The sequence below is a fragment of the Nocardia sp. NPDC059228 genome, from assembly GCF_042754245.1.
Classification (GTDB): domain Bacteria; phylum Actinomycetota; class Actinomycetes; order Mycobacteriales; family Mycobacteriaceae; genus Nocardia.
In genome coordinates this window covers 823,457-848,276 of record NZ_JBHZAL010000001.1, presented here as the reverse complement: position 1 = coordinate 848,276, position 24,820 = coordinate 823,457, and the positions used below count along the sequence as shown (strand labels likewise).

Annotated in this window: 26 protein-coding genes; 13 read left to right on the top strand and 13 right to left on the bottom strand. The window is 68.3% G+C overall.

Features of this window, described 5'->3' with window-relative positions; all coding sequences use genetic code 11:
- Nucleotide 1: 1 nt before the first annotated feature.
- The 4 genes from ACFXKA_RS03660 to ACFXKA_RS03645 all read left to right on the top strand — a co-directional run bounded on the left by ACFXKA_RS03660 (nt 2) and on the right by ACFXKA_RS03645 (nt 3,178).
- The gene (locus ACFXKA_RS03660; RefSeq protein ID WP_379425809.1) at nt 2-1,162 is read left to right on the top strand and encodes a C40 family peptidase; all 1,161 of its coding nucleotides are present in this window, start codon (nt 2-4) and stop codon (nt 1,160-1,162) included.
- 61 nt (nt 1,163-1,223) lie between these two features.
- Nucleotides 1,224-1,565, top strand: a complete 342-nt coding sequence (locus ACFXKA_RS03655; protein WP_379425807.1) for a hypothetical protein — start codon at nt 1,224-1,226, stop codon at nt 1,563-1,565.
- 8 nt (nt 1,566-1,573) lie between these two features.
- Complete coding sequence (locus tag ACFXKA_RS03650; protein WP_379425805.1) at nt 1,574-1,897, top strand: YbaB/EbfC family nucleoid-associated protein; 324 nt, start codon at nt 1,574-1,576, stop codon at nt 1,895-1,897.
- Between the two features lie 33 nt (nt 1,898-1,930).
- On the top strand, nt 1,931-3,178 hold the full coding sequence (locus tag ACFXKA_RS03645) for a primosomal protein (protein WP_379425803.1): 1,248 nt from the start codon (nt 1,931-1,933) through the stop codon (nt 3,176-3,178).
- Between the two features lie 84 nt (nt 3,179-3,262).
- Here the strand turns inward: ACFXKA_RS03645 and ACFXKA_RS03640 are convergent, their stop codons facing one another.
- From ACFXKA_RS03640 to ACFXKA_RS03625, 4 genes are all read right to left on the bottom strand, one after another.
- Nucleotides 3,263-4,354, bottom strand: coding sequence for an adenosine deaminase (locus tag ACFXKA_RS03640; protein WP_379394859.1), 1,092 nt, complete (start codon nt 4,352-4,354; stop codon nt 3,263-3,265).
- A gap of 131 nt (nt 4,355-4,485) precedes the next feature.
- Nucleotides 4,486-4,839 carry an excalibur calcium-binding domain-containing protein gene (locus tag ACFXKA_RS03635; protein WP_354830182.1) on the bottom strand — a complete coding sequence of 118 codons (354 nt, stop codon included), beginning with the start codon at nt 4,837-4,839 and terminating at the stop codon, nt 4,486-4,488.
- Between the two features lie 19 nt (nt 4,840-4,858).
- Nucleotides 4,859-6,151, bottom strand: coding sequence for a thymidine phosphorylase (locus ACFXKA_RS03630; protein WP_379425801.1), 1,293 nt, complete (start codon nt 6,149-6,151; stop codon nt 4,859-4,861).
- A gap of 91 nt (nt 6,152-6,242) precedes the next feature.
- Nucleotides 6,243-6,644 carry a cytidine deaminase gene (locus ACFXKA_RS03625; protein WP_379425799.1) on the bottom strand — a complete coding sequence of 134 codons (402 nt, stop codon included), beginning with the start codon at nt 6,642-6,644 and terminating at the stop codon, nt 6,243-6,245.
- 301 nt (nt 6,645-6,945) lie between these two features.
- Here ACFXKA_RS03625 and sdhC point away from each other — a divergent pair, with 301 nt between their 5' ends.
- From sdhC to ACFXKA_RS03605, 4 genes are read left to right on the top strand one after another with little or no spacing between them, the layout of a single operon-like run.
- Entirely contained in the window at nt 6,946-7,338 is a 393-nt protein-coding gene (gene sdhC / locus ACFXKA_RS03620; RefSeq protein WP_354830184.1) for a succinate dehydrogenase, cytochrome b556 subunit, read from the top strand.
- Nucleotides 7,339-7,346: 8 nt separating this feature from the next.
- Entirely contained in the window at nt 7,347-7,778 is a 432-nt protein-coding gene (locus tag ACFXKA_RS03615) for a succinate dehydrogenase hydrophobic membrane anchor subunit (RefSeq protein WP_354830186.1), read from the top strand.
- A 15-nt stretch (nt 7,779-7,793) separates the two neighbouring features.
- The gene (sdhA, locus tag ACFXKA_RS03610; protein WP_354830187.1) at nt 7,794-9,563 is read left to right on the top strand and encodes a succinate dehydrogenase flavoprotein subunit; all 1,770 of its coding nucleotides are present in this window, start codon (nt 7,794-7,796) and stop codon (nt 9,561-9,563) included.
- Complete coding sequence (locus ACFXKA_RS03605; RefSeq protein ID WP_354830189.1) at nt 9,563-10,330, top strand: succinate dehydrogenase iron-sulfur subunit; 768 nt, start codon at nt 9,563-9,565, stop codon at nt 10,328-10,330. Before sdhA ends, ACFXKA_RS03605 begins: the two co-directional genes overlap by 1 nt.
- Before the next feature lie 139 nt (nt 10,331-10,469).
- On the opposite strand, the gene ACFXKA_RS03600 is transcribed toward ACFXKA_RS03605, so the two are convergent.
- Nucleotides 10,470-11,093 (bottom strand): PadR family transcriptional regulator, encoded by a 624-nt coding sequence (locus ACFXKA_RS03600; protein WP_354830191.1) that lies wholly within the window; start codon nt 11,091-11,093, stop codon nt 10,470-10,472.
- Nucleotides 11,094-11,220: 127 nt separating this feature from the next.
- Here ACFXKA_RS03600 and ACFXKA_RS03595 point away from each other — a divergent pair, with 127 nt between their 5' ends.
- Nucleotides 11,221-11,703, top strand: coding sequence for a hypothetical protein (locus ACFXKA_RS03595; RefSeq protein ID WP_379425796.1), 483 nt, complete (start codon nt 11,221-11,223; stop codon nt 11,701-11,703).
- A 202-nt stretch (nt 11,704-11,905) separates the two neighbouring features.
- Nucleotides 11,906-12,796 (top strand): phenylalanine 4-monooxygenase, encoded by an 891-nt coding sequence (locus ACFXKA_RS03590; protein WP_379425795.1) that lies wholly within the window; start codon nt 11,906-11,908, stop codon nt 12,794-12,796.
- Here the strand turns inward: ACFXKA_RS03590 and ACFXKA_RS03585 are convergent.
- The gene (locus ACFXKA_RS03585; protein WP_354830196.1) at nt 12,793-13,410 is read right to left on the bottom strand and encodes a TetR family transcriptional regulator; all 618 of its coding nucleotides are present in this window, start codon (nt 13,408-13,410) and stop codon (nt 12,793-12,795) included. The genes ACFXKA_RS03590 and ACFXKA_RS03585 overlap by 4 nt on opposite strands.
- Nucleotides 13,400-14,914: an MFS transporter gene (locus tag ACFXKA_RS03580; RefSeq protein ID WP_379425793.1), complete on the bottom strand. Its 1,515-nt coding sequence runs from the start codon at nt 14,912-14,914 to the stop codon at nt 13,400-13,402. The genes ACFXKA_RS03585 and ACFXKA_RS03580 overlap by 11 nt, the downstream gene beginning before the upstream one ends.
- A gap of 240 nt (nt 14,915-15,154) precedes the next feature.
- Here ACFXKA_RS03580 and ACFXKA_RS03575 point away from each other — a divergent pair, with 240 nt between their 5' ends.
- A complete protein-coding gene (locus tag ACFXKA_RS03575) occupies nt 15,155-15,826 on the top strand; it encodes a SnoaL-like polyketide cyclase (RefSeq protein WP_379381898.1) in 672 nt (223 codons plus the stop codon).
- A gap of 84 nt (nt 15,827-15,910) precedes the next feature.
- Nucleotides 15,911-17,251 (top strand): D-alanyl-D-alanine carboxypeptidase family protein, encoded by a 1,341-nt coding sequence (locus tag ACFXKA_RS03570; RefSeq protein WP_379425791.1) that lies wholly within the window; start codon nt 15,911-15,913, stop codon nt 17,249-17,251.
- A 4-nt stretch (nt 17,252-17,255) separates the two neighbouring features.
- On the opposite strand, the gene yhjD is transcribed toward ACFXKA_RS03570, so the two are convergent.
- The 3 genes from yhjD to ACFXKA_RS03555 form a co-directional block, all read right to left on the bottom strand.
- A complete protein-coding gene (yhjD, locus tag ACFXKA_RS03565; RefSeq protein WP_379425789.1) occupies nt 17,256-18,269 on the bottom strand; it encodes an inner membrane protein YhjD in 1,014 nt (337 codons plus the stop codon).
- A 38-nt stretch (nt 18,270-18,307) separates the two neighbouring features.
- Nucleotides 18,308-19,333: a tryptophan--tRNA ligase gene (trpS, locus tag ACFXKA_RS03560; RefSeq protein ID WP_379425787.1), complete on the bottom strand. Its 1,026-nt coding sequence runs from the start codon at nt 19,331-19,333 to the stop codon at nt 18,308-18,310.
- A gap of 179 nt (nt 19,334-19,512) precedes the next feature.
- Entirely contained in the window at nt 19,513-20,457 is a 945-nt protein-coding gene (locus tag ACFXKA_RS03555) for an oxygenase MpaB family protein (protein ID WP_379425785.1), read from the bottom strand.
- A gap of 113 nt (nt 20,458-20,570) precedes the next feature.
- Here ACFXKA_RS03555 and ACFXKA_RS03550 point away from each other — a divergent pair, with 113 nt between their 5' ends.
- On the top strand, nt 20,571-21,209 hold the full coding sequence (locus ACFXKA_RS03550; protein WP_379381891.1) for a TetR/AcrR family transcriptional regulator: 639 nt from the start codon (nt 20,571-20,573) through the stop codon (nt 21,207-21,209).
- A gap of 51 nt (nt 21,210-21,260) precedes the next feature.
- On the opposite strand, the gene ACFXKA_RS03545 is transcribed toward ACFXKA_RS03550, so the two are convergent.
- The 3 genes from ACFXKA_RS03545 to ACFXKA_RS03535 form a co-directional block, all read right to left on the bottom strand.
- Nucleotides 21,261-22,394 (bottom strand): PQQ-binding-like beta-propeller repeat protein, encoded by a 1,134-nt coding sequence (locus ACFXKA_RS03545; protein WP_379425784.1) that lies wholly within the window; start codon nt 22,392-22,394, stop codon nt 21,261-21,263.
- Nucleotides 22,395-22,526: 132 nt separating this feature from the next.
- Nucleotides 22,527-24,176 carry a phospholipase C gene (locus ACFXKA_RS03540; protein WP_379425782.1) on the bottom strand — a complete coding sequence of 550 codons (1,650 nt, stop codon included), beginning with the start codon at nt 24,174-24,176 and terminating at the stop codon, nt 22,527-22,529.
- Between the two features lie 115 nt (nt 24,177-24,291).
- Complete coding sequence (locus tag ACFXKA_RS03535) at nt 24,292-24,819, bottom strand: barstar family protein (protein ID WP_379425780.1); 528 nt, start codon at nt 24,817-24,819, stop codon at nt 24,292-24,294.
- Nucleotide 24,820: the final 1 nt, after the last annotated feature.

Sequence of the window (24,820 nt, the reverse complement as noted above, 5' to 3'; positions counted from 1 at the left end):
GATGAGCGGGGAGCCGGCGGTCGGGGCACTGGCGGAGCCGATAGTCGAGTTGCTGCGCAGCTTCGGGTCCGGGTCCGGCGGGACCGCCGAGGTGCTGCGGGAGACGTCGGCTGCTGTGGAGCAGATTCGCGCCGAGAGTCAGGCGAGTGTCGACCGGATGTCCGACGCGTGGCGGGGGCGGGCCGGTGATGCGGCGGTGGACGAGGCGCTGCGGGTGCAGACCTCGGCCGCCATGGCGTCGGAGCGGGGGCGGGCCATGGCGGCGATCGTGGAGCGGGCGGATGCGGAGGTCGCCGCCGGGCGGCGGGAGGTGGAGGCGATTCTGCGGTCGTTCACGGCGGAGGTCGAAGCGATGGGTGCCGCCGGGTTCACCGCGGGTGGGGTGGCGGCCCTGGTGGAGTCGGCGATCGATCACATCGGGCAGGCCATGCGGGTGGTCGAGCGGGTGCAGGCCGAACTGGACTCGGAGACTGCGCTCATGGCGGAGTTGGCGCTACCTGTCCCGGCGCCCGGCCGGGTGACACCCGCGCCGTCCGGACCGGGCGATGCGGTGGTCGTACCGGCGGCGAGCGTGCCGATGGACAGTGTGGCGCCGCAGGCCGGGACGAGCCTCGCGGCCGCTGGGGGCGCGGTCGCGGCGGCCGGGGACACACTGCTCGGGTCCGGACTCTCACCGGCCGGCCTGCACACCGGTCCGGCATCGGTGACGACGCCGAAGACGCCTGATCGCGGCCATGATTCGACGGTTACGCGGCCGCAAGGGGGTGGGGTGCGGGTGACGCTGCCGGATGGGAGCACCGTCGAAGCGCCGAATCAGCAGGCGGCAGATGCGGTTCGGAATGCGCTGAGTGCGGTGGGGACGCCGTATGTGTGGGGTGGGGAGACGCCCGGGGCAGGGATGGATTGCAGCGGTCTGACCCAGTGGGCCTATGCGCAGGCGGGTGTCTCGCTGCCGCGGCTGGCACAGGAACAGGGGTACGGGCACCAGCGGGTCGGTCCAGGGGACTTGATGCCCGGAGATCTTGCGGTCTGGGACGGCCACGTCGCGATGGTGATCGGGAACGGGCAATTGGTGGAGGCGGGCGATCCGGTTCAGATCCGACCGATCCGGACCGAGAACAGCGGGATGCGGTTCCTCGGTTTCTACCGGCCCACCGCCTAGGTAGAACCGGCCCACAGGTGCGGCATTCGGGCCACGAACAAGTGTTTCGAAGGGAGACAGGATGACGCGACCACAGGTTCCGGCGGTGACCGTCGCCGCCGCCACCAATCGATCCGGCACGGTGACGGTGCGCGCCACCGATCAGGGCATGCCGGTGGAGATCCGGTTCGAGCGCGCTGAATACCGGTACGGCGCACCGCCTCTCGCCGCCGAGATGCTGCGGCTCACCCAGCGCTCGGCGATCGTGGCCCGAGCGCGGCGGCGCGAACAGCTGGCCGAGGCCGGCGTCCCGGAGGCGATGCTGGACCGGCTGGGCCTGCCCACCCGGCAGGCCGCGGTGGACGAGCTGGACCGGCTCGACGACACCGATACCGGACAGACCAGTTGGCTGCGGAACCGATGAGCGCCGAAATGGACGCATTGGTCAAGGGCGTCAACGACAAGCTGGAAGCACTCGAGGCCGCGCTGCACGGGCTGTCCCGGACAAGTGGCCGCTGCACATCAGAGGACGGCGCGGTGACCGCCGAGGTCGATGGCGACGGCGCGCTGACCGGGCTGTGGCTGGCCGAGTCGGTGACCTCGCGCGCTCCCGCCGAGGTGTCGCGGCTGATCCTCTGGACGTGTCGGCAGGCTGCGGCCGAGGCGACCGCGCGGCGCTCCCGAATCATTGCCCGATTGAACGACTCACTGTCCGGCGGAGACGCCTCCAGAAATGTTGGGGGGCGGCCCGGATAGTGCCTGACGCGGCGACTGGATAGGCTTCGGGTCATGGCTTCTGGAGACATCGTCCCGATCGCGCTCGGCCTGACCAAAGGCGATCTTGTCACCCTCTGGGCACCCCGCTGGCGAGACGGTGACGATGAGTGGCAGGCGTTCCTCGGTCACGAGGAAGACCTGTACGGATTCGAGTCCGTCGCGGAGCTGGCCGCGTTCATTCGCACCAACTCCGACAACGATCTGGTGGATCATCCGGCCTGGAAGATCATCGCCGGATTGTCGGCGGCCGAACTGGAGCCGGAGGAGCAGTACGTCTTCGATCTGGTCGGCGTGCCCGAGCTGGCCGCCGACGACCCGGACCCGGAGGTGGTCTCCGAGCTCGAGGAGACCCTCGAGATGGTCCGCAATATCGGCGACGTGTGCGAACTCGACACCGTCACCAAGTTCTTCGGCTCACACCCGGTGCTGGGCGCACTGGCCGGCGGCGTCGGCGCCTTCGCCGGGCGCGAGGGCGAGGAACTGTGGGACCAGATCGGCGCGGCCATCGCCAAGGATTGGGAAGCGGTCATCGACGCCATCGACTCGGTGGTGACGATTCCGGAGGTGGACGCCGACGCGGTCTCGGTCGCCGAGGCGGAACTGCTTGCGGCGCAGGAGAACATCGTCGACGCCGAGGACGCGGCCGAGAGCGATGACGACGAGATCGAGGCCGTCGACCTGGACGAGGACGACGACGAAGAGGACGAGGAGCTCTCGTTCTGGCACGAGGTCGGCATCGACCCGGTCAAGATCGTCACCTCCGACGGCACCGTCTTCACCCTGCGCTGTTACGTCGACGACGAGCCCATCTTCCTGGGCAAGGACGGCAACATCACGGTCTTCGGTTCCGAGCGCGCCCTGGCCCGCTACCTGGCCGACGACCACGACCACGACCTGGCCCGGGTGAGCACCTACGGCGAGGTGCAGACCGCCGCCGTGGACGGCTCCCTCGATGTCGAGGTCGACGAGGAGAACGTCTACGTCCTGCCCGGCCTGTCCGAGGATCTGGCGGCCGGCCCCAAGTCCGTGGACACCGACCAGCTCGACCTGGCCGTCGAATTGTTCACCGACGCAGCCGATTACGCCGAGGACGACTCGGTCGAATCGGCCCTGGCCGTGTCCACCCCGCTGGGCTGGTACGTCTCGTACCTGCTCAACCCCGACCCGACCCGGATGGCCCCCAACCCGCCGTTCGCGGCGGAAGCGGATGCCTGGAAGGTCCTGGAGTCGGCCTTCGAGGCACGCCTGCAGCAGGGCTGATCGGAGACACGATTCGGGCCGCACCTCCGGGTGCGGCCCGAATTGCTTTGCGGGACAACCTATCCCGGCAAGATCGCGGTATCCCTATCCCAGCAATACCGCGTAGCCCGGCTTGATCACCTCGTCGATCAGGCGCAGGCGGTCCGGGAACGGGATGAACGCCGACTTCATGGCATTGATGGTGAAGCGTTCCAGATCGCTCCAGCCGTAGCCGAAGGTCTCCGACAGCTTGAGCATCTCCTTGCTCATGGTCGTGTCGCTCATCAACCGGTTGTCGGTATTGACCGTCACGCGGAAGCGCAGGCGGGCCAGCAGATCGAAGGGGTGCTTGTCGAGTGAGGGCACCGCGCCGGTCTGCACATTGGAGGACGGACACAGTTCGAGCGGGATTCGCATGTCCCGCACATAGTTCGCGACCACGCCGAGTCGGGGACCGTCGGCCGAATCGGTGATGTCGTCGGTGATGCGCACACCGTGGCCGAGGCGCTCACAGCCGCAGAACGCGACGGCCTCGTGAATGGACGGCAGCCCGAAGGCCTCGCCCGCGTGAATCGTGAAGTGCGCCAGGTTGGCCCGCATGTAGTCGAAGGCGTCCAGGTGGCGGCTGGGCGGATAGCCCGCCTCCGCGCCCGCGATGTCGAACCCGCCGACGCCGCGGTCGCGCCAGCGCACGGTGAGCTCGGCGATCTCGCGGGAGCGGGCCGCGTGCCGCATGGCGGTGAGCAGGCAGACCACGGTGATCGGGGTGCCGGCGGCCGCTGCCAGGGCCTCGCCCTCGCGGAATCCGGCGATGGTGTGCTCGACCACCTCGTCGAGGGTGAGCCCGGCCTCGAGGTGCTGCTCGGGCGCGAACCGCACCTCGGCGTAGACGACGCCGTCGGCGGCGAGATCCTCGGCGCATTCGCGGGCCACCCGCCGCAGGCCCTCGGGGGTCTGCATGACGGCGACGGTGTGCGCGAAGGTCTCCAGATAGCGCTCGAGCGAGCCGCTGTCGGCCGCGTCCCGGAACCAGTCCGCCAGCGCGGCGGCATCGCCTGCCGGTAACTGGTCATAGCCGCAGGCGCGAGCCAGCTCCAGCACGGTCGCGGGCCGCAGCCCGCCGTCGAGGTGATCGTGCAGGACCGCCTTCGGAGCCTGGCGGATCGAAGCGAGAGTGAGGGGCATCGGTCCAGTCATGTAGCAACGTTAGCCGCATTCCCGTGCCGCAGCAGGGCGGTTGACCGGACTCACCCCACAGTTCGGCATGTCGTTGCCGTCACGTTGCTGACCAGTACGAATCCTTCACCTATCGGGCACCGGGCGAGCACCTAGCGGGAGCAGGCGACGCCGGTCCCGTCCGGATCGAGCAGCACCGAATACCCGGGCTGGCCCAGGTAGATCGGGCCCCCGCCCTGCGCCCACACCTGTTCGCAGCTGGTGTAGACGGGTGACGGTTCGGCCTTCTTCTCGGTCGAGGGCGGCGTGACATCGCCGCGCGAGAGCGAGTTCGGCTGATGGTCTCCGGAGGAATCGGAGGGAATATTGTCCGCGGGCGAGGCCTGCGCGACCGGAGCCGGCGACCACGCGGCGGGCAGCACCGCGCCCAGCGGCGCGACGAGGCCGAACACGCCCAGCGCGGCCGCCGCCGCGGCCCGGCCTCGGAAATCGGTTCTGTGCTTCACGATCCCAGGCTAGGCCGGGTCAGGCGGTGATGCGGCCCAGAATCAGCGGCTGCGGTTCCACCGCCTCGGTCTCGGAGATGGTGTACGCGCCCCGCAGGATCTCGAGCGCGACCGGGAACGCCTCCGGAGTATCGGTGTGCAGGGTCAGCAGCGGCTGCCCCGGAACAATGGAATCGCCTGGCTTGGCATGCATTTCGATACCCGCCCCGGCCTGCACCGGGTCACCCTGCCGCGCCCGGCCGGCGCCCAGCCGCCACGCGGCCAGCCCGACATCGAGGGCGTCGAGGCGGGTCAACGTGCCCCCGGCGTCGGCGCGCAGGGTTTCGGTGTGGCGGGCCTGCGGCAGCGGCGCGTCCGGGTCGCCGCCCTGGGCGCGCACGATGGCTCGCCACTGGTCCATGGCCCGGCCGTCGGCGAGGGCGTCGGCCGGGTCGATGTCGGTGATCCCGGCCTGCGCCAGCATCTCCCGGGCCAGGGCGAGGGTGAGGTCGACGACATCGGCGGGGCCGCCGCCCGCCAGCACGTCGAGGGATTCGCAGACCTCCAGGGCGTTTCCGGCGGTATGGCCGAGCGGGGTGTCCATGGCGGTGAGCAGCGCCACCGTCCGCACGCCCGCGTCGGTGCCGAGTTCGACCATGGCGGTGGCGAGTTCGCGCGCCTGGTCCAGCTGCTTCAGGAAGGCCCCGCGCCCGACCTTCACGTCCAGCACCAGCGCCCCGGTGCCCTCGGCGATCTTCTTGCTCATGATGGAGCTGGCGATCAGGGGGATGGATTCCACGGTCCCGGTCACATCACGCAGCGCGTAGAGCCGTTTGTCGGCGGGCGCGAGGTCGGCCCCGGCAGCGCACACCACGGCTCCGACGGCGGGATCCGACAGCAGTTTCCGCATGCGGTCCACCGGAATGTCGGCCTGCCAGCCGGGAATGGCCTCCAGCTTGTCGAGAGTGCCTCCGGTGTGGCCCAATCCGCGCCCGGACAGCTGGGGCACGGCGGCCCCGCATGCCGCGACCAGCGGCGACAGCGGCAGCGTGATCTTGTCTCCCACCCCGCCGGTGGAGTGCTTGTCGACGGTCGGGCGGCCCAGATCGGTGAAGTCCAAGCGCTTCCCGGTGTCGATCATGGCCTGGGTCCAGCGCGCGGTCTCGCGCCGCGTCATGCCGCGCCACACGATGGCCATGGCCAGCGCCGACATCTGCTCGTCGGCCACCTCTCCGCGCGTGAACGCGTTCACCACCCAATCGATCTGCGCGTCGCTGAGTTCACCGCCGTCGCGCTTGGCCCGAATCACGTCCACCGCCGAGTGCACACTCACACCCTCCACCCTGGCATGCGCCCGGCCCGATGTGCACGGATTCCCGCGCGCGCCACGGCGATCAGCGGTGATAGCCCTCGAACACCGACGGTCAGAGTTGTCCGGCGGCGAGGTCACCGGGGCCGAAGGAGTCCGGCAGCAAGGCGTTCAGGGTGACGGGGCCGCTGTGGCGATCGACGAGCAACTCGCCGCCGCCGTGTTCGAGCAGGATCTGCCGGCAGCGTCCGCAGGGCATGAGCACGGCGCCCCGGGAGTCGCAGACCGAGACCGCCCGGAGTCGCCCGCCTCCGGTCGAAATCAAGTTACCGACCAGTACACATTCGGCGCAGAGGCCCAAACCGTATGAGATATTTTCCACATTGCAGCCGCTCACCATGCGATCATCGGCGGTGAGAGCCGCGGCCCCGACGGGGAATCGAGAGTAAGGGGCATAAGCCTCTTGCATGACTTCAAAAGCCTTGCCACGCAGGGTCTTCCAGTCAATATCCGACATTTCGGACCATCCTCCCATGGACGTGGCAGCACCCGCGTGACAGGCGTTCCGCCTGGTCGCAAAAATCAGGAAAGGCAAACCTAACTCACAACAATTTGGCCCAACGAGCGGCACGCCGAATTAGTTCCCCTCCACAGCTGGGTTTAGAGTTCACGACAGATCGGTTCAGGTACCCGAAGCGGGCCTGCAGCACTGCCACCGGACGTTTGTTTCCGCTCGTGAGCAGGTGGTTTCGACAGTCCGAAGGCTCCGCGCCGGATTCTGACCGGGTCCATCAACGACGTTGGAGGCACCGCACTCTATGACCACGCTAGAAGCTCCGGCCAAGCCGAAGCGGACCCTGTACCGAGGCGACCCCGGCATGTGGTCCTGGGCTCTGCACCGCATCACCGGCGTGACGATCTTCTTCTTCCTGTTCGTCCACGTCCTCGATACCGCGTTGGTGCGAGTCAGCCCGGACACCTACGACCACACGATCGCGACCTACAAGAACCCGATCGTCGCGCTCATGGAGATGGCCCTCGTTGTCTGCGTGCTGTTCCACGCGTTCAACGGCATCCGCATCATCCTGGTCGACTTCTGGTCGCAGGGCCCGCGTTATCAGCGGCAGATGCTCTGGGTCGTGCTGGCCATCTGGATCGTCGTCGCCGGCGCCGGCGTCGGCCGCCAGTTCTTCTACCTGCTGACGAATTGAGAGCCGACATGACCGCACCCGTTCTCGGCAAGTCCTACGACCGCCCCGCCTCCCTCGACGCTCCGCGCGCCCCCCGTCGCGTCGGCGGCAACAACTTCGAGAAGTACGCCTGGCTGTTCATGCGTGCCTCCGGCCTGCTGCTGGTCGTGCTGGTCATCGGCCACATGACGATCATGCTGATGCTCGACGGCGGTGTGCACCGCCTGAACTTCGCGTTCGTCGCCGGCCGCTGGGCCTCGCCCTTCTGGCAGATCTGGGACCTCACCATGCTGTGGCTGGCCCAGCTACACGGCGGCAACGGCCTGCGCACCGTCATCGACGACTACGCGCGCAAGGACTCCACCCGCTTCTGGCTGAAGACGCTGCTGGTCGTGTCCATGATCCTGGTCATGGTCACCGGCACCTACGTGATCTTCACCTTCGACCCCAACATCAGTTAGGAACAGGCCACCTCGATGAGTGAATCCCGACCGATTCAGGAGCACCGCTACGACGTCGTGATCGTCGGTGCCGGTGGCGCTGGAATGCGTGCGGCGATCGAGGCCGGTCCTCGGGTCCGCACCGCCGTGCTGACCAAGCTCTACCCGACCCGCTCGCACACCGGTGCGGCGCAGGGCGGTATGTGCGCCGCGCTCGCGAATGTCGAAGAGGACAACTGGGAGTGGCACACCTTCGACACCGTCAAGGGTGGTGACTACCTGGTCGACCAGGACGCCGCGGAGATCATGGCCAAGGAGGCCATCGACGCCGTGCTCGACCTGGAGAAGATGGGTCTGCCGTTCAACCGCACGCCCGAGGGCAAGATCGACCAGCGTCGCTTCGGCGGCCACACCCGTGACCACGGCAAGGCGCCGGTGCGCCGCGCGTGCTACGCCGCGGACCGCACGGGCCACATGATCCTGCAGACGCTCTACCAGAACTGCGTCAAGCACGACGTGCAGTTCTTCAACGAGTTCTACGTGCTGGACCTGATCCTCACCGACACCGACCGTGGCCCCGTCGCCACCGGTGTGGTCGCCTACGAGCTGGCCACCGGTGAGCTGCACGTGTTCCACGCCAAGGCGATCATCTTCGCCACCGGTGGCTCGGGCCGCATGTACAAGACCACCTCCAATGCCCACACCCTCACCGGTGACGGCATGGCGATCGTGTTCCGCAAGGGACTTCCGCTGGAGGACATGGAGTTCCACCAGTTCCACCCGACAGGCCTCGCGGGCCTGGGCATCCTGATCTCGGAGGCCGTGCGTGGTGAGGGCGGCATTCTCCGTAATGCCTCCGGTGAGCGCTTCATGGAGCGCTACGCGCCGACCATCAAGGACCTGGCGCCGCGTGACATCGTCGCGCGCTCCATGGTGCTCGAGGTCCGCGAAGGCCGCGGCGCCGGCCCGAACAAGGACTACGTGCTCATCGACGTGACCCACCTCGGTGAGGACGTGCTCGAGGAGAAGCTCCCCGACATCACCGAGTTCGCCCGCACCTACCTGGGCGTGGACCCGGTCAAGGAGCCGGTGCCGGTCATGCCGACCTGTCACTACGTGATGGGTGGCATCCCGACCCGCATCCGCGGCGAGGTGCTGCGCAACAACACCGACATCGTTCCCGGCCTGTACGCCGCGGGCGAGTGCGCGTGTGTGTCCGTGCACGGCGCGAATCGTCTGGGCACCAACTCGCTGCTGGACATCAACGTGTTCGGCCGGCGCGCGGGCATCGCCGCCGCCGAGTACGCCGCGCGTGCCGAGTTCGTGGACATGCCGGAGAACCCGGCGCAGATGGTGCAGGACTGGCTGGCCGGCCTGCTCAGCGACCACGGCAACGAGCGCGTCGCCGACATCCGCACCGAGCTGCAGAACTCCATGGACGACAAGGCCGGTGTGTACCGCACCGAGGAGAGCCTCAAGTCCATGCTCGAGGAGATCCAGGTCTTCAAGGAGCGCTACTCGCGGATCACCGTGCAGGACAAGGGCCGTCGCTACAACAGCGATCTGCTCGAGGCCGTCGAGCTGGGCTTCCTGCTGGAGCTGGCCGAGGTGACCGTGGCGGGTGCGGTGAACCGCAAGGAGTCCCGCGGCGGCCACGCGCGCGAGGACTACCCGGACCGCGACGACGTCAACTTCATGCGGCACACCATGGCCTACAAGACCAGCCCGGAGCTCATCTCCGACATCCGCCTGGACTACAAGCCGGTGGTGCAGACCCGCTACGAGCCGATGGAGCGTAAGTACTGATGACTGCTGTCGCTGAAACGCCGCAGAAGCCGGCTCCGGTGCCGGACGGGTCGACCATGATCACGGTCAAGATCGCCCGCTTCAACCCGGAGGACGGGAAGGGCCAGCACTGGGACGAATTCAAGGTTCCGGTGCTGCCGACCGACCGGTTCCTGAACGTGCTGATCTACATCAAGTCCTACCTGGACGGCACGCTCACCTTCCGCCGCTCCTGCGCGCACGGCGTGTGTGGCTCGGATGCCATGCGGATCAACGGCGTCAACCGCCTGGCGTGCAAGATCCTCATGAAGGACATGCTGCCCAAGGGCGGCAAGGAGCTGACGGTCACCGTCGAGCCGATCCGCGGCCTGCCCGTGGAGAAGGACCTCGTGGTGGACATGGAGCCGTTCTTCGACGCCTTCAAGGCCGTCAAGCCGTACCTGATCACCCGTGGCAACGAGCCGACGTTCGAGCGCATCCAGTCCCAGCACGACCGCGCCCGCTTCGACGACACCACCAAGTGCATCCTGTGCGCCTGCTGCACCACCTCCTGCCCCGTGTACTGGAGCGACGGCAGCTACTTCGGCCCGGCCGCGATCGTGAACGCGCACCGCTTCATCTTCGACAGCCGTGACGAGGGCGCCCGCGAGCGCCTCGACATCCTCAACGATGTCGAGGGTGTGTGGCGCTGCCGCACCACCTTCAACTGCACCGACGCCTGCCCCCGTGGCATCGAGGTCACGAAGGCGATCCAGGAGGTCAAGCGCGCCCTCCTGTTCGCACGGTAAGGATCACCCACTCCCGGGACCCTCAGGGGTGAACTCCTGAAACCCCAGGGTCCGGGGCGAAACTCGAAGGCCGCCCGCATCTTCGGATGCGGGCGGCCTTGTCCTATTGCGGGCCAGGGCCGTTCGCGTGCCGTGCTGCCTACACCGTGGTCTGATCCTGGAAGCGCGCCAGCGATTCCCACGACCAGGTCAGGCTGCCATCGGCGAGGTCGGCGAGAACGCCGTCCAGCCAGTGCGATTCGGCGGCGATGAGCGCCCGCTGGTATTCGTCCTCGAGCATGGTGATGCGCGGCAGCCCGAACTGCCCGGCCTGCGCCATGCCCGCGTCGATCGCCTCCAGGTCGGCACGCCGGGCGGCGGCCCGCTTCTCGAGTTCGGCGCGCGCGGCGGCGGGGGTGAGCAGCATCAGAAACGACAGTGCCGCAGGGAATTCCGGGAATTCGTTGCGCGGCGTGCTGACCATCTCGTTGATCCAGGCGATGCACGAGGTCCGGCCCGTATCGGTGATCTCGTAGACGGTGCGCTCCGGGTACTGCTGATCGCGCCCCGTCTCGCGCACGGCCACCAGGCCGGCCTCCTGCAGGCGCGCGATCGTCTTGTAGAGCTGCGCGCGCTGGCCCACGTTCACGACCTTGTCCTTGCCCCACTCCTTGATGCGGCGCTGGATGGCGTAGGGGTGCATCGGCTCCAGGTGCAGGATGCCGAGCACCGCCATGGCCAGGGGCGACCGCTTGAACTGCGCGGCCTGCGTCGATGCTGTCATGCCGTCCATCTTACTAGGTGCTCAAAAACTAGTTTCGAAGAACTAGTTGCCAAGTAACTAGTCTGTGTGCCACTATTGAGGAGCAGGCGAACCCGACCAGCACCACCACCTCCGAAAGGACCGGGCCATGAACGCCATCGACACCACCAGCACCGGCGCCGACACCGTCAAGATCCACACCGATCACGCCACCACCAAGCACCTGGGCGACTGGACCCACTCCTCCTCGTTCGAGGTGAAGGCCCGTTACGGCAGCGTCGTCATCGACCTGCGCTCGCCCTGGATCGAGGGTGAGCAGGAGATCGTGGTGCACGCCGACCTCGACCACGCCATGGTCAAGCTGCTGGTCCCCGAGGACGCGGTCATCGACCAGACCGCGCTGGCCTGGACAGGTCGCGGCCGGGTCAAGGACATGGCCCGCCCGCAGGACGCCGCCGGCCGCGTCATCCGGCTCACCGGTTCCAGCACCAAGAGCGAGTTCCGCATCCACCGCGGCGGCATCGCGGTGCTGTCGGCCCTGTTCAGCCGCGAGTTCTTCGAGGACGCCAAGCAGGCGCACCGCGAGGGCCGCACCCCGACGCTGCTCGACCCGGGCAACGCGCCGCGCTGATCACCGCCTCCCGCCGGGCCCGGCTGCAAACGGGCCCGGCGGGAGACCGGCCGGGCCGCCGCGTGGGATACGGGTACGAATGCCTACCTGACAACGGCTCGCCGCTCGTCGTTCATCGACACCGAGGCCGCCCAGCTGGTCAATCTGACCAGCTGGGCGATCTTTCGTTGTCTAGATCACATACCGGTGCTTGCATCGAAGTATGTACACCGAGGCTCAGCTGTACTCGCCGGTCACCAAGGGGACCGACGGCGATGTGACAGTGCACTTGAGCGACGAGCATCCGGGTGTGCACGACCCCGTGTACCGGGCCCGCCGCAATGCGATCGCCGCCATGGCGCTGGAGTACCGGCCCGGGGCACAGGTGCCGCGCATCGACTACACCGCGGAGGAGCAGCAGGTCTGGCGGATCGTCTCCGCCGAACTGGCGCGCAAACGGGAGCGCTACGCGTGCGCGGAGGTGATCACGGCCGCCGAGCGCCTCGGGCTGCCCTCGGACCACATTCCCCAACTCGACGAGGTGACCGCGAAGCTGGTGCGGCTCACCGGATTCCGGTACGCGCCGGCCGCCGGACTGGTGCCGCTGCGGGAGTTCTTCGGCTCGTTCGCCGACCGGATCTTCCACTCCACCCAGTACATTCGCCACCACTCCGCGCCGCTCTATACCCCGGAGCCGGACGCCGTGCACGAAATCCTCGGGCACGCCAATCAATTGGCCAGCCCGCGCTTCGCGGCCGTGTACGAGACGGTCGGCGCGGCGGTGGCCCGGCTGGAGACCGAGCGGGCGCTGAAGTTCCTGGCCGACGTGTTCTGGTTCTCGATGGAGTTCGGGGTGCTGCGCGAGCACGGCGAAGTGCGTTGCTACGGTGCGGGATTGCTGTCCTCGTTCGGGGAGATCGAGGAGTTTCGCCAGGCCGAGCTGCGGCCGCTGGACATTCACGCCATGGGGACGATCGCCTACGACATCACCCACTACCAGCCGATTCTGTACTGCGCCGAATCCGTCGGCGAGATCGAGGATGTGGTCGGCGGGTTCTTCGAGACCATGACCGATGAGACGGTGGAGCGGCTCACGGCGGTGAAACCGGCCTAGAGCGGCATACCCGCCTCGAGGAAGTCGATGACGCGCATGATCTGCTCCGGGGTGAACGGCGCGTCGCCGATGAACGCGATCATCGCTCCGCTGAGCGCACCGGCGAAGGCCCGCACCTCGAAATCATCTGCGGAACGGCCCGTTCGCCGCGCGATGATCTCGACGATCAGTTCGATGCTGCGCTCGAACTCCCGGGCGACCGCTCCCCGGAGCTCCGGAATCGAGTAGAGCAATTCCACCCGCTGCTGCTCGAAGGCGAATTCCTCGGGCGACAGGGACGCGAAGGAATCGAGGGTGGCCTGCTTGAACGCGGCCAGCATGGACAGTTCCTTCGGCTGCTTCTCGATGGCCGCGATCATGATCGGGTCCAGATCGTCGGCCAGCGCCACCTGCTCCTTGGAGGGGAAGTACCGGAAGAAGGTGCTGGGCGAGATGTCGGCGGCCGCGGCGATCTGCTCGACCGTGGTCTCGTTGTAGCCCTGCTCGCGGAAGAGCCGGAAGGCCTCGGTGCGAATGGTGCGGCGGGTGCGTTCCTTCTTGCGTTCGCGCAGGCCGCCCCCGGCCGCGGTCTTCACCGGGGCCGGAGGCGTCGCGGAGGCAGTCTCAGCCGACATGGACCGATTGTCCCGCATCGAGATCGGTGGTCACGACCGGATCCTTGCGGCGGATCACGAAGGCGGCCAGCACCGCGGCGACCGCGCAGATGGCGGTGCACACCCACAGCATGGCGCTCATGCCGTCGACGAAGGCGCTCTGCACGTGGGCCAGCAGGGCCGGGTCGCCGAGCTTGCGGGCCACGCCGACCCCGGCGTTCACGCCGTCGGAGATGGGTGCGCGGTCGAGATCGCCCAGACCGGAGCGGTACCGGGTGGACAGCACGGTGCCGAGGATGGCGACGCCGATGGTGCCGCCCGCCTGCCGCAGCGCCTGCAGCAGCGCGGATCCGGACCCGGCCCGCTCGGGGGTGAGGTCGTCGGTGGCCGCGCCCATGGCCGCGGGCATCACGAATCCCATCCCGAGGCCGAGCAGCACCAGCGCGGCGGCCGCGAAGCCGTATCCGCTGTCCACGGTGATGAGCGCGCCCATGCCGAGACCGGCTGCGAGCAAGGCGAATCCGGCCACCAGCACGGTGCGGACACCGACCTTCGGCAGCAGCTTGTCCACCGCCCGGGAGCCGGCGGCCAGGCCCGCGATGAGCGGCAGCAGGCGCAGGCCGCTGCCGAGCGTGTCGGCTCCCAGCACCGCCTGGAAGTACTGCGGCATGGTGAAGAACAGGCCGAACATCGCGAAGTTCACCAGCACCATGAACACTGTGCCCCAACGGAATCCGGGCTCACCGAAGAGTCCGAGGTCGACCAGTGGGTGCGCGGTGCGACGCTGCCACAGCACGAATGCTCCACCCAGGACGACGCCCGCGGCGATGGCGGTCCAGGCCACGGCATCGCCCCAGCCCTCCTGACCGCAGCGGATGAAACCGTAGGTGATGCCGAGCATTCCGGCCGCGGACAGCAGAGCGCCCGGCAGATCGATGCGGAAAGTGCTCTCGCTCTTGGATTCCGGGACCAGCAGGCCGACGGCGGTCGCGCCGATGATCACCAGCGGCACATTGAGCAGGAAGGCCGAGCCCCACCAGTAGTGCTGCAGCAGCCAGCCGCCCACGATCGGGCCCAGGGGCAGGCCGATGGCGGTCGAGGTGATCCAGATGGTGATGGCCCGCTGCCGTTCGCGCTGCTCGGGGAAGAGGGTGGGCAGCACCGCCATGGACAGCGGCATCATGATGGCCGCGGCCAGGCCGAGGACCACGCGGCCGGCGACGAGCTGACCGGAGGACGTGGCGAAGGCGCACGCCACCGAGGCCACGCCGAACAGCAGCAGCGCGGCGAGCAGGAACTTCTTGCGCCCGTATCGGTCGCCGAGGGCTCCCGCCGGGAGCATGAAGGCGGCCAGGGCGAGGGTGTAGGCGCTGCTGAACCACTGCAGCGCGGAGGTATCGGCGTGCAGGTCGACCGCGAGGGTGGGCAGGGCGACGGTGAGCACGGTGACGTCGAGGCCGATGGTCAGCATGGCGACCGCCAGGGCTCCCAGCGCCAGCCAGCGGCGCACTCCCTGAGCTTTCATGACAGCTCCAATCATTTGGGATCTTCTCGATAATGAGAGAGTCTCTCATTTCATAGAGACTGTCAATTCTTGTCGTGTCATAGGTCGGGGCGGGCCGGGACGGGGTGAATCACCATTCCGCTGTCTGGTACCGGAGTCCCAAATGCTTGTCGCGACATGAAGTCCCCATGCTGTTACCGTCATGCGGTCCGTTTCTGAGATCGATGACCCCCCAACGGGTCTGGACACGTGAGGCACGAAATGACCGACCAAGCAACCGAATCCGTCGAGACACCGCTGCACCTGCAGGGCCGTGACGCCGTCATCGCCGCTGCGGCACCGGAGGATTGGCGCGAAGGCGCGCCCGACTACCACCTGAGCAAAGAAGTCATTCCGGTCGAGCGCACCACCCAGCACGCGCCGGATTCGCTGGAGCACATCGTCGAAGAGCTGGTGAAGGTCTTCGAGATGGAGGTCTCGCACAAGAAGGACCCGGCCACCTGGGTCTCGCTGGTGGCCGAGCACTACCGCGGCCGCGTCAACGGCGGAAACTGGCAGGACGCAGACGAATTCGCGAGCATCGGGTCCTACAACATCCTGATCGGCGAGAACCCCTTCTACGACGCCGCGGGCGAGACCTTCGAGACCTCGCACAAGATCTTCCACACCGCGTTCCCGGGCGGCTTCTTCTGGGAGGTGCTCGAGGTGCTGTCCGGCCCGCCGACCGTCACCTTCAAGTGGCGCCACTGGGGTCGCTACGAGGGCGAGTACAAGGGCCACCAGCCCACCGGCGAGCTCATCGAGATGACCGGCGTCACCATCGCCAAGGTCTCCGAGGACCTGCGCATCCTCGAGCTCGAGCACTTCTACGACAACAACAAGCTGCTCGGCCCCCTGGCCCACGGCTGCCCGGTCACCCACACCGCCAACTAGCCGCTCCCCCAGGCCGACACGGTCGCGGCCGCGCCGCGGCACATCGCGCGCCGGGGTGACCGGTCGGCTATAGAGTCGGGCGCGATGAGTATCCGCAGGTATTCGCGCCGAACCGTGCACCCGGCCGGTGGTCGGCGACGCGCCCCCCTTGTCACCGTCGCGGCCCTGGCGGCCGGTCTCACCGTGTTCGCCGGGGTCGTCTTCGGGCCGCTACCGGGTGCGGCACAGGCCCAACCGTCCGCCACGACAACGCCGTTCACCACGCCCAATACCGACGGCTGCCCGAACAAGACGGCTCCGCCGCCGCCCATCGACACCTCCGAGGCGCCCGAGCCCGGGCAGACGGCGCCGGCGGCGCTGCCGATTCCGAATCCGCCGATCGGGGGCAAGCAGCTCGGCGGGTGCGGCGTCATCCTGCCGTCGGGGGCGGGGCCGGTGCCGGAGGGGATCTCGGCCACCGCCTGGGAGGTGGCGGATCTGGATACCGGGCGGGTCATCGCGGCCAAGGATCCGCACGGGCGCTACCGGCCCGCCTCCACCATCAAGGTGCTGCTGGCGTCGGTGGCGATCCCGGCGCTGGACCTGGACAAGACGGTGATCGGCACCCAGGACGACGCCAATGCCGACGGCACCCGGGTCGGCATCGGACCGGGTGGGCGCTACACCAACAAGCAGCTGTTCCAGGCGCTGATCATGGCATCGGGCAATGACGCGGCGCATGCCATCTCGACCCAGCTGGGCGGGGACGACGCCACCGTCGCCAAGATGAACACGCTCGCGAAACAGTTGCAGGCGCTGGACACCCGGGCCGCCACACCGTCGGGTCTGGACGGGCCGGGCATGAGCATCTCGGCCTACGACCTGGCGCTGCTGTTCCGGCACGCGATGACGCTGCCGCTGTTCGCGGAGCTGATCCACACCGAGCAGGTGGACTTCCCCGGCTACCCGGCCGATCCGAAAAACCCTGACGACAAGGATCATCCGGGCTTCCCGGTCGGCAATGACAACCATCTGCTCTTCGAGTACGACGGCGCGATCGGCGGCAAGACCGGCTACACCGACGACGCCCGGCAGACCTTCGTCGCGGCCGCGCAGCGCAATGGCCACCGCTATGTGGTGACGCTGCTCAAGGCGGACGTGCGGCCCTTCCGGCCGTGGGAGCAGGCGGCCAAACTGCTCGACTACGCCTTCGCGCTGCCGGCCGGCGCGACCGTGGGCAGCATGCCCGACGGCAGCTCCGGAGGCGCGAATCCCTCGGTGGCACTGGCGAGTCCGCCCGCCCGGACCGATGCCGAGCCCGCCCCGGCCGCGGATTCCGGTTCCAGCTCCGACCACCACGATCTGCGGATCGCCCTGATGGTCGTCGGCGTGATCCTGGTCCTGGCGCTGCTGTTGAGCGCGCGCCGGATGAGCCGCCGCCGCTGAGCGGTCAGCGGCGGCGCAGCATCGAAAGCAGCGTCGCCGCAAGGGCTCCCGCGCCGAACCAGGCCGCACCCGCTCCGGCGGAGAGACCGCCCGCGGTCATCCGGGGACGGATGATCGCCGGGGCGGGCGGCGGGATCTCGGCGGGCACCTCGTTGTCCGCGGCCGTGGCGGCCCAGGCGGTGGCGAAGAGGATGATCCGCGCGGTGAAGTAGCTGAAGACCATCAGGCCGATGATCGGCCCGAAGACCACCCCGGCCGGGCCGTTGACCACCGATCGCAGAATGACCGAGGCCAGCTGCTTGAACGCCTCGAAGACGACCGCCGCGATCATGGCCGCGCGGGCGGCACTGCGGAAGGTGACCGGATGCAGCGGCAGGCGCGCGATGATCCAGACGAACACGGCCCAGTTCGCCACCACCGCCAGCACCAGCGACGCCACGGTGAGCAGGACCTTCGCCCAGGCCGACTCGTGCACGTGCAGGCGGTCGAGCAGGTGTGTGATCAGGCCGCCGGAAGCCAGCACGGACAGGCCGAGGGAGACGAGGATGGCGAGGAACAGCCCGATCAGCGCCAGCAGGTCGGAGACCTTGGCGAGGAACCAGTTTCGCTGCTTACTGGGCTGATCCCACTGCTCGCTGAGCGCTGCCCGCAGGTTGCCGATCCAGCCCAGCCCGGCGTAGGCGCCGGTCACCAGACCGATGGAGCCCACGCCCGTCCGCGACTCCACGGCCCGGTGGATCAGGTCGTTGATCTGGCTGCCCGCGTCGCCCGGAATGTTCTCGACGATCTTGTTCTGAATATCGATGAGCCACTGCGGATTCCGCGACAGCGCGAAGCCGGCCACCGCGAAACCCACCATCAGCAGCGGAAACAGCGACAGCACCGTGAAATAGGTGATGCCCGCGGCGTAGTAGTCGCCGCGCTGACGCTGATAGCGCTCGCCCGCGCGGACCACATGGTCCAGCCAGGGACGACGCTGGATCTGCCGCGCGATCCACGCCTTCAGGTTCCCGAACACACCGCTACCTCCGCACACCCGGACGCGCGGCGGCCGGTTCAGCGGGCCAGGAAGCCCACCCGGTCGTACACCTGCGCGAGAGTCTTCCCGGCGACCTCCCGCGCCCGCTCGGCCCCCGCGGCGAGGATGCGGTCGAGTTCACCCTGGTCGGACATGTATTCTTGCACCTTCGCGCGCAGCGGCGTCACGAACTCGATGAGCGCGTCGGCGGTATCCGATTTCAAGTCGCCGTAGCCCTTGCCGGCGTAGTCCTGCTCGAGTGTGACGATCGGAGTGTCGGTCAGCGAGCTGAGGATGACCAGCAGATTGCTCACACCCGCCTTGGCCTCCGGGTCGTAGCGGATCTCACGCTCGGTGTCGGTGACCGCGGAGCGGATCTTCTTCGCCGAGACCTTGGGATCGTCGAGCAGGTTGAGCAGGCCCGCGTCGCTGTTGGCCGACTTGCTCATCTTGGCGGTCGGATCCTGCAGGTCGTAGATCTTGGCGGTGCCGGTCACGATGTGCGGCTCGGGCACCACGAAGGTCTTCTTGTAGCGAGTGTTGAAGCGCTGCGCCAGGTTTCGGGTCAGCTCCAGGTGCTGGCGCTGGTCCTCGCCGACCGGCACCAGCTGGGCGCGGTAGAGCAGGATGTCGGCGGCCATCAGCACCGGGTAGGTGAACAGACCGACGGTGGCATTGTCCGCGCCCTGCTTGACCGACTTGTCCTTGAACTGGGTCATCCGGCTCGCCTCGCCGAACCCCGTGATGCAGTTCAGCACCCACGCCAGCTCGGCATGCTCGGGCACCTGGGACTGCACGAACAGCGTGGACTTCTTGGGGTCCAGCCCCAGCGCCAGCAGCTGCGCGGCCGAGATCTTGACCCGCGTACGCAGCTGCTTCGGGTCCTGCGGCACCGTGATGGCGTGCAGGTCCGGAATGAAATAGAAGGCGTCGTAGTCGTCCTGCAACCGCACCCAATACTGCAGCGCGCCAAGGTAGTTGCCGAGGTGGAAGGAATCGCTGGTGGGCTGGATTCCGGACAGGACCCGCTGCTTACGCTCAGCGGCGGCTTCAGGACTCGACATGGCTCGAGCTTAATTTGCCCCTCCGCTTCGCTCCGGGGCGGGTTCGCGGCCCCGAGATCTCGATTCCTCCCCCTCCGCTCCTCCGCTTCGCTCCCCCGCTCCAAGGCGGAGGTCTATTCCAGCCGCAGTCCCGAATCGAGACGGCCGCGAACCTCTGGGTCGTCCGCCAAAGCGGCCGGTCACGCGCCGATTCGGTCCGATAGGGGGCGCGGATCGACCCCCGGCATGCTGGGCCGCCCGGAGCCGATCAGGCGCTGTTCGCGGCGGGTGGCCAGCTTGTAGAGGGGGTAGCTGGGGCCGGTCATCGGGGCGGTCAGGGGGTTGCCGACCAGAGGTGGGGAGAGGTGGGCGGTGCGGACGGCTCGGGCCAGGCCGTCGAAGGCGACTTGTTCGCGCAGGCCCCAGTCGAGGTCGTACATGTCGCGGACGCGCTCGGGGAGGCTGCCCTGGACCAGGAGGGAGAAGCCGGTGAGGGCCTGCTGGATGGGGGCCGGCAGCGGGTGGGCGACGCGCTGGCCCATGAGGTAGGAGCCGACCAGTTTGGCCTCCTCGGTGAGGTGGGGCTCGTCGGAGGCCAGGTAGCCGTCGAAGTAGTCGCGGAATTCGCGGTAGGTGTAGGGGGCGGCGCTGCGGGGCATGCCGAACAGTTCGCCCCAGCGCACGTAGTCCTGGTACAGCCCTTCCCGTTCGGTCGGGGTGAGTCGGCGGACCAGCAGATCGTGCATGACCTCGGCGGAATCGAAGGTGAAGGCCATGGTCATGAACATCAGATGCGGGTCGGCCGCGGAGTAGTGGGTGCCGGCCGGGTTGGCCGCGCCCGCGTCCTCCGGCAGCACGCCGTCGACCGGGGCGTGCCGTTTACGGGTGAAGGCCCGTGCCCGATCGGCCTCTTCGCGGGTGCCCAGGGAGACGGCCTCGAACAGGCGGCCGGTGAGGGCGAGCCGGGTGTAGGGCGTGGTCCGATGCTGGGTGTTCTCGGCGGTTCCGACATAGAGCAGCGGATGCACCGCGCCGATCACCAGCGCTCGCTGGCCGTAGGTGAGTCCGACCGCGCGCTTGCGCATGACCCTGCGGATCATCGAGTCGTCGGAGAAGTAGCCGCTCTGAGCCGCGCGTGCAGGCATCGTTGCCTCCCGGTGGGTGTGATGCGGGCCATCACATCTGGCAATAGAGTCCCCCAGATTACAGATTCTGGCAAGAGCTTCTGCCAGAATCGCGTCCGTGCCAGAATCGGTTCGTGACCGGGCAACGGACCTACGGCGGCATCTCCGCGGACGAACGCCGCACCCAGCGCCGCACCGCCCTGCTCGACGCCGCCCTCGACATCCTCGGCACCCAGGGCATCGACAAGCTCACCGTCTCCGCCCTCTGCACCGGCGCGGGACTCAACGAGCGCTACTACTACGAGAACTTCGACAACCGCGACGCCGTGCTGTCGGCACTGTTCGACACCATCGCCGAGGAGCTGGCCGGCGCCCTGCTCGCCGCACTGCACACCGCCCCCGACGACCCGCGCGCCAAGGCGCACGCCGCCATCACCGCGGGCATCCACGTCCTCACCGACGATCCGCGCAAGGCCCGGGTGGCCCTGGTGGTCAGCTCCGCCACCCCCGAATTACGCACCCGCACAACGCACACCATCAAGGCGTTCGCGAATATCGTGGCGGCCGAGGGCATCGACTTCTACGGCCTCACCGAGGGCGACCCCCTGCCCGTGATCGGTTTCCGCGCCACCTACCTGGTCGGCGGCCTGGTCCAGACCCTCACGGCCTGGCTCCAGGGCGACCTCCCGATGACCCGCGACGAGCTCATCGACGCCACCACCGACGTTTTCGTGCTGCTGGGCGAGGACCTGGCCCGGCAGATCCGCCGCTGAGCCGCGCGCTCCCCCGGCCGCCGGAATCGTAGCCCCGCAGGGGAATCCGAGTCAGCGCACAATGGCGATCACGGCGGATGCGCCCGGGTCGTCCTCGGTGGATTCGACGTAGCAGTGGGCGTCCCCGACGGCGAAGGACACCTGCGATCCGGCCTTGTCCGGAATCGATTGCGTCCAGCGGATGGCACTGGTGTGCACGTCGATCGCGCGGAGGATGCGGTCGGCCAGCAGGTAGAAGGCCCCCGCGCTCGGGTACCCGCCGACATCGGCCGCGGCGCCCCGATCGGCGATGGCGATACTCCACAGCTTGGCCGCCTCGCCGCCGGGAGTCATGGCATGCAGCCGCTCGCCGTCACACAGGTAGTAGGCGTCGCCGGACCCGAAGACGACGCCGGCCGTGTAGGGCAGGGCGGGCGTGGTCCACAGTGCCGCACCGGTTTTCGGGTCCAGGCCGGAGACGATGTGGGCGCCGTCGGTGGCCAGCACGGCGCCCTGGACCAGGCCGGTGGCGATGGTGCTGGCCGAGACCGCCGAGTCGCCCGCGCGGGACCAGGCGGTCGCACCGGTCCCGAGATCGAGGGCGACGAGATCGTTTCCGGTGCCGGGACTCTGGTTGTAGAGGAGCGAACCGCTGTCGGGCACCGACAGCGCCTCGGCATCGCAGGGCACCCGCCAGCGGACAGCCTTGCTCGTCATGTCCACGGCCCACGCCTCGCGCCCGCCCTTGTCGCGATCGGAGGCGATCAGATAGAGCACCCCGTCCCGCACACCGAAGACTCCGCCGAGCACGACCCCCTCGGGCGCGTCGAAGGACCAATTCCGTTTCCCCGACGCCAGATCCACGGCCACGGCCCGGTCCCCGGCGGCATCGGGTTCGGCACCGCAGACCACGAGGGCGTTGCTCCAGACGCTGGAATGACGGCCGATCCCCGGTGTCGCGATGGGGAACCGCCACAACTCGCGTCCGCTCCGGGCCTCGAGTCCCGTGAGCACGGCGGCGTTTTCCACCACTACCGTGCCGGCGCCGTACCGCAGTCCCCGTACCTCGCCGTCGACCTGGTATTCCCAGGCGATGCTCCCGGACGCCGCGGTCCCCGCCACCCGCCGCGGCGCGGCGCACGCGGCCGCCACGCCGGCGAAGGCGAGAATCGCCCCGTCCCGCAACACTTTTCGACGACTGATCACAACCGGACCCCACTCGCTCGACACACTGTCAGCGACTATAGGGGGAACCGCCCGCGCCCGAATACAAAACCGCCCGGCCTTTTCCAATGGTTCGGGTCCACGGGATCGGGCCGGGCGGTCAGCGCATCCGGGCTAGCTCGCGGCGCCGGTCTTCGGGTCGAGCTGCAGGGCCGGCTGCGCGGCGGCCGTGAAGTCGAACATGGCGTCGAGGGTGCCGGCCTTCTCGTCGAACGAGTCGTCGCCGATGCGGCCGGTCTTCCAGTTGTCCTCGATGAACTTCAGGACCGAGGCCTGATCGGTCACGCCGTGATCGACGAAGTTGGCCTTGGAGTAGGGCGAGACGACCAGCAGCGGCACGCGCTGGCCGTAGCCGCAACGGCCCTGGTACTTGGCCGGATTCGCCTTGGCGTCACCGCAGACGCCGGGGCCGCTGTAGCCGTCCTGCTCGGAGGCGGAGTTCATGACCAGCTTGGGCGCCGTGTGGTCGTACCAGCCGTCGGAGTCGTCGTAGGCGATGACGACCGCGGTGTCCTTCCAATCCGGCAGCTTCTGCAGGTGGTTGATGGTCTCCACCAGGAACTGCTGCTCGTCCAGCGGATCGGAGTAGGCCGCGTGGCCGTCCTGGTAGCCCGCGGCCTTCAGGTAGCTGACGGCGGGCATGTTGCCCTTGTCGGCGGCGGCCCAGAAGTCGGTCAGGTCGTACTGGTGGTTGGCCTGATCGTCGTGGCCGATCTTGTCGACCGAGGTCGGCGGCAGGTGGTGCGGGTTGGCCGTCGACGCGAAGTACTGGAACGGCTCGTGGTGCGGGATGTAGTCGCCCTTGGTGTCCCAGGCCTTGTCACCGGTCTTGCCGGTACCGCCCAGTGCCACACCGACATTGTGGGTGGCGCCGCAGACGGCCTTGCCGTCCTTGGTGTCGGTGGGCTTGAAGCCGCCCTGGAAGAAGCCCCAGCTGACGCCCTTCTTGGTGAGCAGGTCGCCGATGGTGGTGCCGCTCATCTGGACGGTGTCGCGGTTGGAGCAGTCGTCGCCGTAGGGCTGCGGGTCGCCGACCACGGTGCCCTGGCCGTTGCCGGCGTTCTCCAGCACGGTGTCGGCGGGGAAGGGCTGGCCCGGCTTGGGCGGCTCCATCTTGGTGACGCCGTGGGTCTGGCCCGCGACCAGGTTCAGCGCGCCCACGGTGGACGGGCCGAAGGTGGAGGTCCAGGAGTTGTCGCTCATGGCGTAGTGCTGCGCGTAATTCCACAGCGCGGTCACCGAATTGCCGTCGTAGTAGCCCATGACCAGGCCCTGCGGGCCGTAGACCGGCGCCTTGCAGGACTTGCCCTCGGACACGTTGGTGTGCTCGACGAACTGGTCCATCTTGCCGCCGTTGAGGGCGAGCTGCTCGTCCTTGTACTCGTGGTCCTGGTCGCAGGTGACCTGCTGGTTCGGACCGCCGAGGCGCACGGGCTGCGCCTTGTTGGGGTTCTTGGTGAGCAGATCCGGCGTGAGGCCGTCCACCTTCGGCGTATTCGGCTGCGCCGTGAACGTGGTGCCGTCGGTGTTGGCCGCGTTCGGGTAGGTGCCGAAGTAGTGATCGAAGGAGACGTTCTCCTGGAAGATCACCACCACGTGCTTGATGGGCGTCGCGGTGTCGGTGTCCGGCGCCGCCCGGTCGGACGACGACGAACACGAGGTGGCGCTCAGCGCGACCAGCGCGGCGAACGCGGCGGCGGCGCGGCTTCGTTTGCCGAAGCGACGGCCATGGGCGACCGCCGAACGGCGTGCCGAGGCAGGCATGGAACCTCCAGGTCTATCCGGATCGCGTCAGGCCGCGATCGCATAGCGGAACCATTGCAGCGTCCAGGACAGTTTTGTTCGACCGCAGGTTAACTGGAGTGGAAAGTCCGGTGAATCAAGAATTTTCGGTTTCGGGGTCGAGCGCCAGGGGTATCACCGGCAATCCGGGTGGCGTGGCATCCTGCAGGACCACCCGGAAGGGGATGCCGCGGGCCGCCCAGATGGTCGCGCAGTCGGCCATGGCCTCGGCGAACCAGTCGCGCTCGTCGGGCTGCCGGTCCAGCAAGAGCGCGGCATTGCGGATCACCACCACGTATCCCTGTGCGGCTCCGACGAATTCGTCGAGGTCGCGGAGACATTCGTCGAAGGCGTCCTTGTTCTCCCCGAAGTAGTAGGGGAATTGGAAGGCGGCGGCGAACTCGTCGAAAACCTCGGTGACCGTGCGCATCTTGCGGCCGCGCAGTTCCCGGGCGAGGTAGTCGTCCGGAATCCGGTAACGGACGCCGGAGAATTCGGCCGCGCCGATGGGCAGCACCCCGAGCACCGGAGCGGGAGCCCGTCGCCCGGCGACATTGTCGAGGCGCTCGGCGACATCTTCGGCGGGAGTGGAGAGGAACTGCGACAGCGCCATCGGCTCGGTCATG

Bases quoted from the DNA above. Each gene is read 5' to 3' on its own strand.
- ACFXKA_RS03585 (WP_354830196.1), bottom strand. From the start codon at position 13,410: ATGTCGGCTGAGACTGCCTCCGCGACGCCTCCGGCCCCGGTGAAGACC.
- ACFXKA_RS03595 (WP_379425796.1), top strand. From the start codon at position 11,221: ATGAACGCCATCGACACCACCAGCACCGGCGCCGACACCGTCAAGATC.
- ACFXKA_RS03535 (WP_379425780.1), bottom strand. From the start codon at position 24,819: ATGACCGAGCCGATGGCGCTGTCGCAGTTCCTCTCCACTCCCGCCGAA.
- ACFXKA_RS03555 (WP_379425785.1), bottom strand. From the start codon at position 20,457: ATGCCTGCACGCGCGGCTCAGAGCGGCTACTTCTCCGACGACTCGATG.
- ACFXKA_RS03640 (WP_379394859.1), bottom strand. From the start codon at position 4,354: ATGACTGGACCGATGCCCCTCACTCTCGCTTCGATCCGCCAGGCTCCG.
- ACFXKA_RS03600 (WP_354830191.1), bottom strand. From the start codon at position 11,093: ATGACAGCATCGACGCAGGCCGCGCAGTTCAAGCGGTCGCCCCTGGCC.
- trpS (WP_379425787.1), bottom strand. From the start codon at position 19,333: ATGTCGAGTCCTGAAGCCGCCGCTGAGCGTAAGCAGCGGGTCCTGTCC.
- ACFXKA_RS03650 (WP_379425805.1), top strand. From the start codon at position 1,574: ATGGACGCATTGGTCAAGGGCGTCAACGACAAGCTGGAAGCACTCGAG.
- sdhA (WP_354830187.1), top strand. From the start codon at position 7,794: ATGAGTGAATCCCGACCGATTCAGGAGCACCGCTACGACGTCGTGATC.
- ACFXKA_RS03575 (WP_379381898.1), top strand. From the start codon at position 15,155: ATGACCGACCAAGCAACCGAATCCGTCGAGACACCGCTGCACCTGCAG.
- ACFXKA_RS03655 (WP_379425807.1), top strand. From the start codon at position 1,224: ATGACGCGACCACAGGTTCCGGCGGTGACCGTCGCCGCCGCCACCAAT.
- ACFXKA_RS03580 (WP_379425793.1), bottom strand. From the start codon at position 14,914: ATGAAAGCTCAGGGAGTGCGCCGCTGGCTGGCGCTGGGAGCCCTGGCG.
- ACFXKA_RS03645 (WP_379425803.1), top strand. From the start codon at position 1,931: ATGGCTTCTGGAGACATCGTCCCGATCGCGCTCGGCCTGACCAAAGGC.
- ACFXKA_RS03615 (WP_354830186.1), top strand. From the start codon at position 7,347: ATGACCGCACCCGTTCTCGGCAAGTCCTACGACCGCCCCGCCTCCCTC.
- ACFXKA_RS03540 (WP_379425782.1), bottom strand. From the start codon at position 24,176: ATGCCTGCCTCGGCACGCCGTTCGGCGGTCGCCCATGGCCGTCGCTTC.
- ACFXKA_RS03660 (WP_379425809.1), top strand. From the start codon at position 2: ATGAGCGGGGAGCCGGCGGTCGGGGCACTGGCGGAGCCGATAGTCGAG.
- ACFXKA_RS03605 (WP_354830189.1), top strand. From the start codon at position 9,563: ATGACTGCTGTCGCTGAAACGCCGCAGAAGCCGGCTCCGGTGCCGGAC.
- ACFXKA_RS03625 (WP_379425799.1), bottom strand. From the start codon at position 6,644: ATGTCGGATATTGACTGGAAGACCCTGCGTGGCAAGGCTTTTGAAGTC.
- ACFXKA_RS03570 (WP_379425791.1), top strand. From the start codon at position 15,911: ATGAGTATCCGCAGGTATTCGCGCCGAACCGTGCACCCGGCCGGTGGT.
- sdhC (WP_354830184.1), top strand. From the start codon at position 6,946: ATGACCACGCTAGAAGCTCCGGCCAAGCCGAAGCGGACCCTGTACCGA.
- ACFXKA_RS03590 (WP_379425795.1), top strand. From the start codon at position 11,906: ATGTACACCGAGGCTCAGCTGTACTCGCCGGTCACCAAGGGGACCGAC.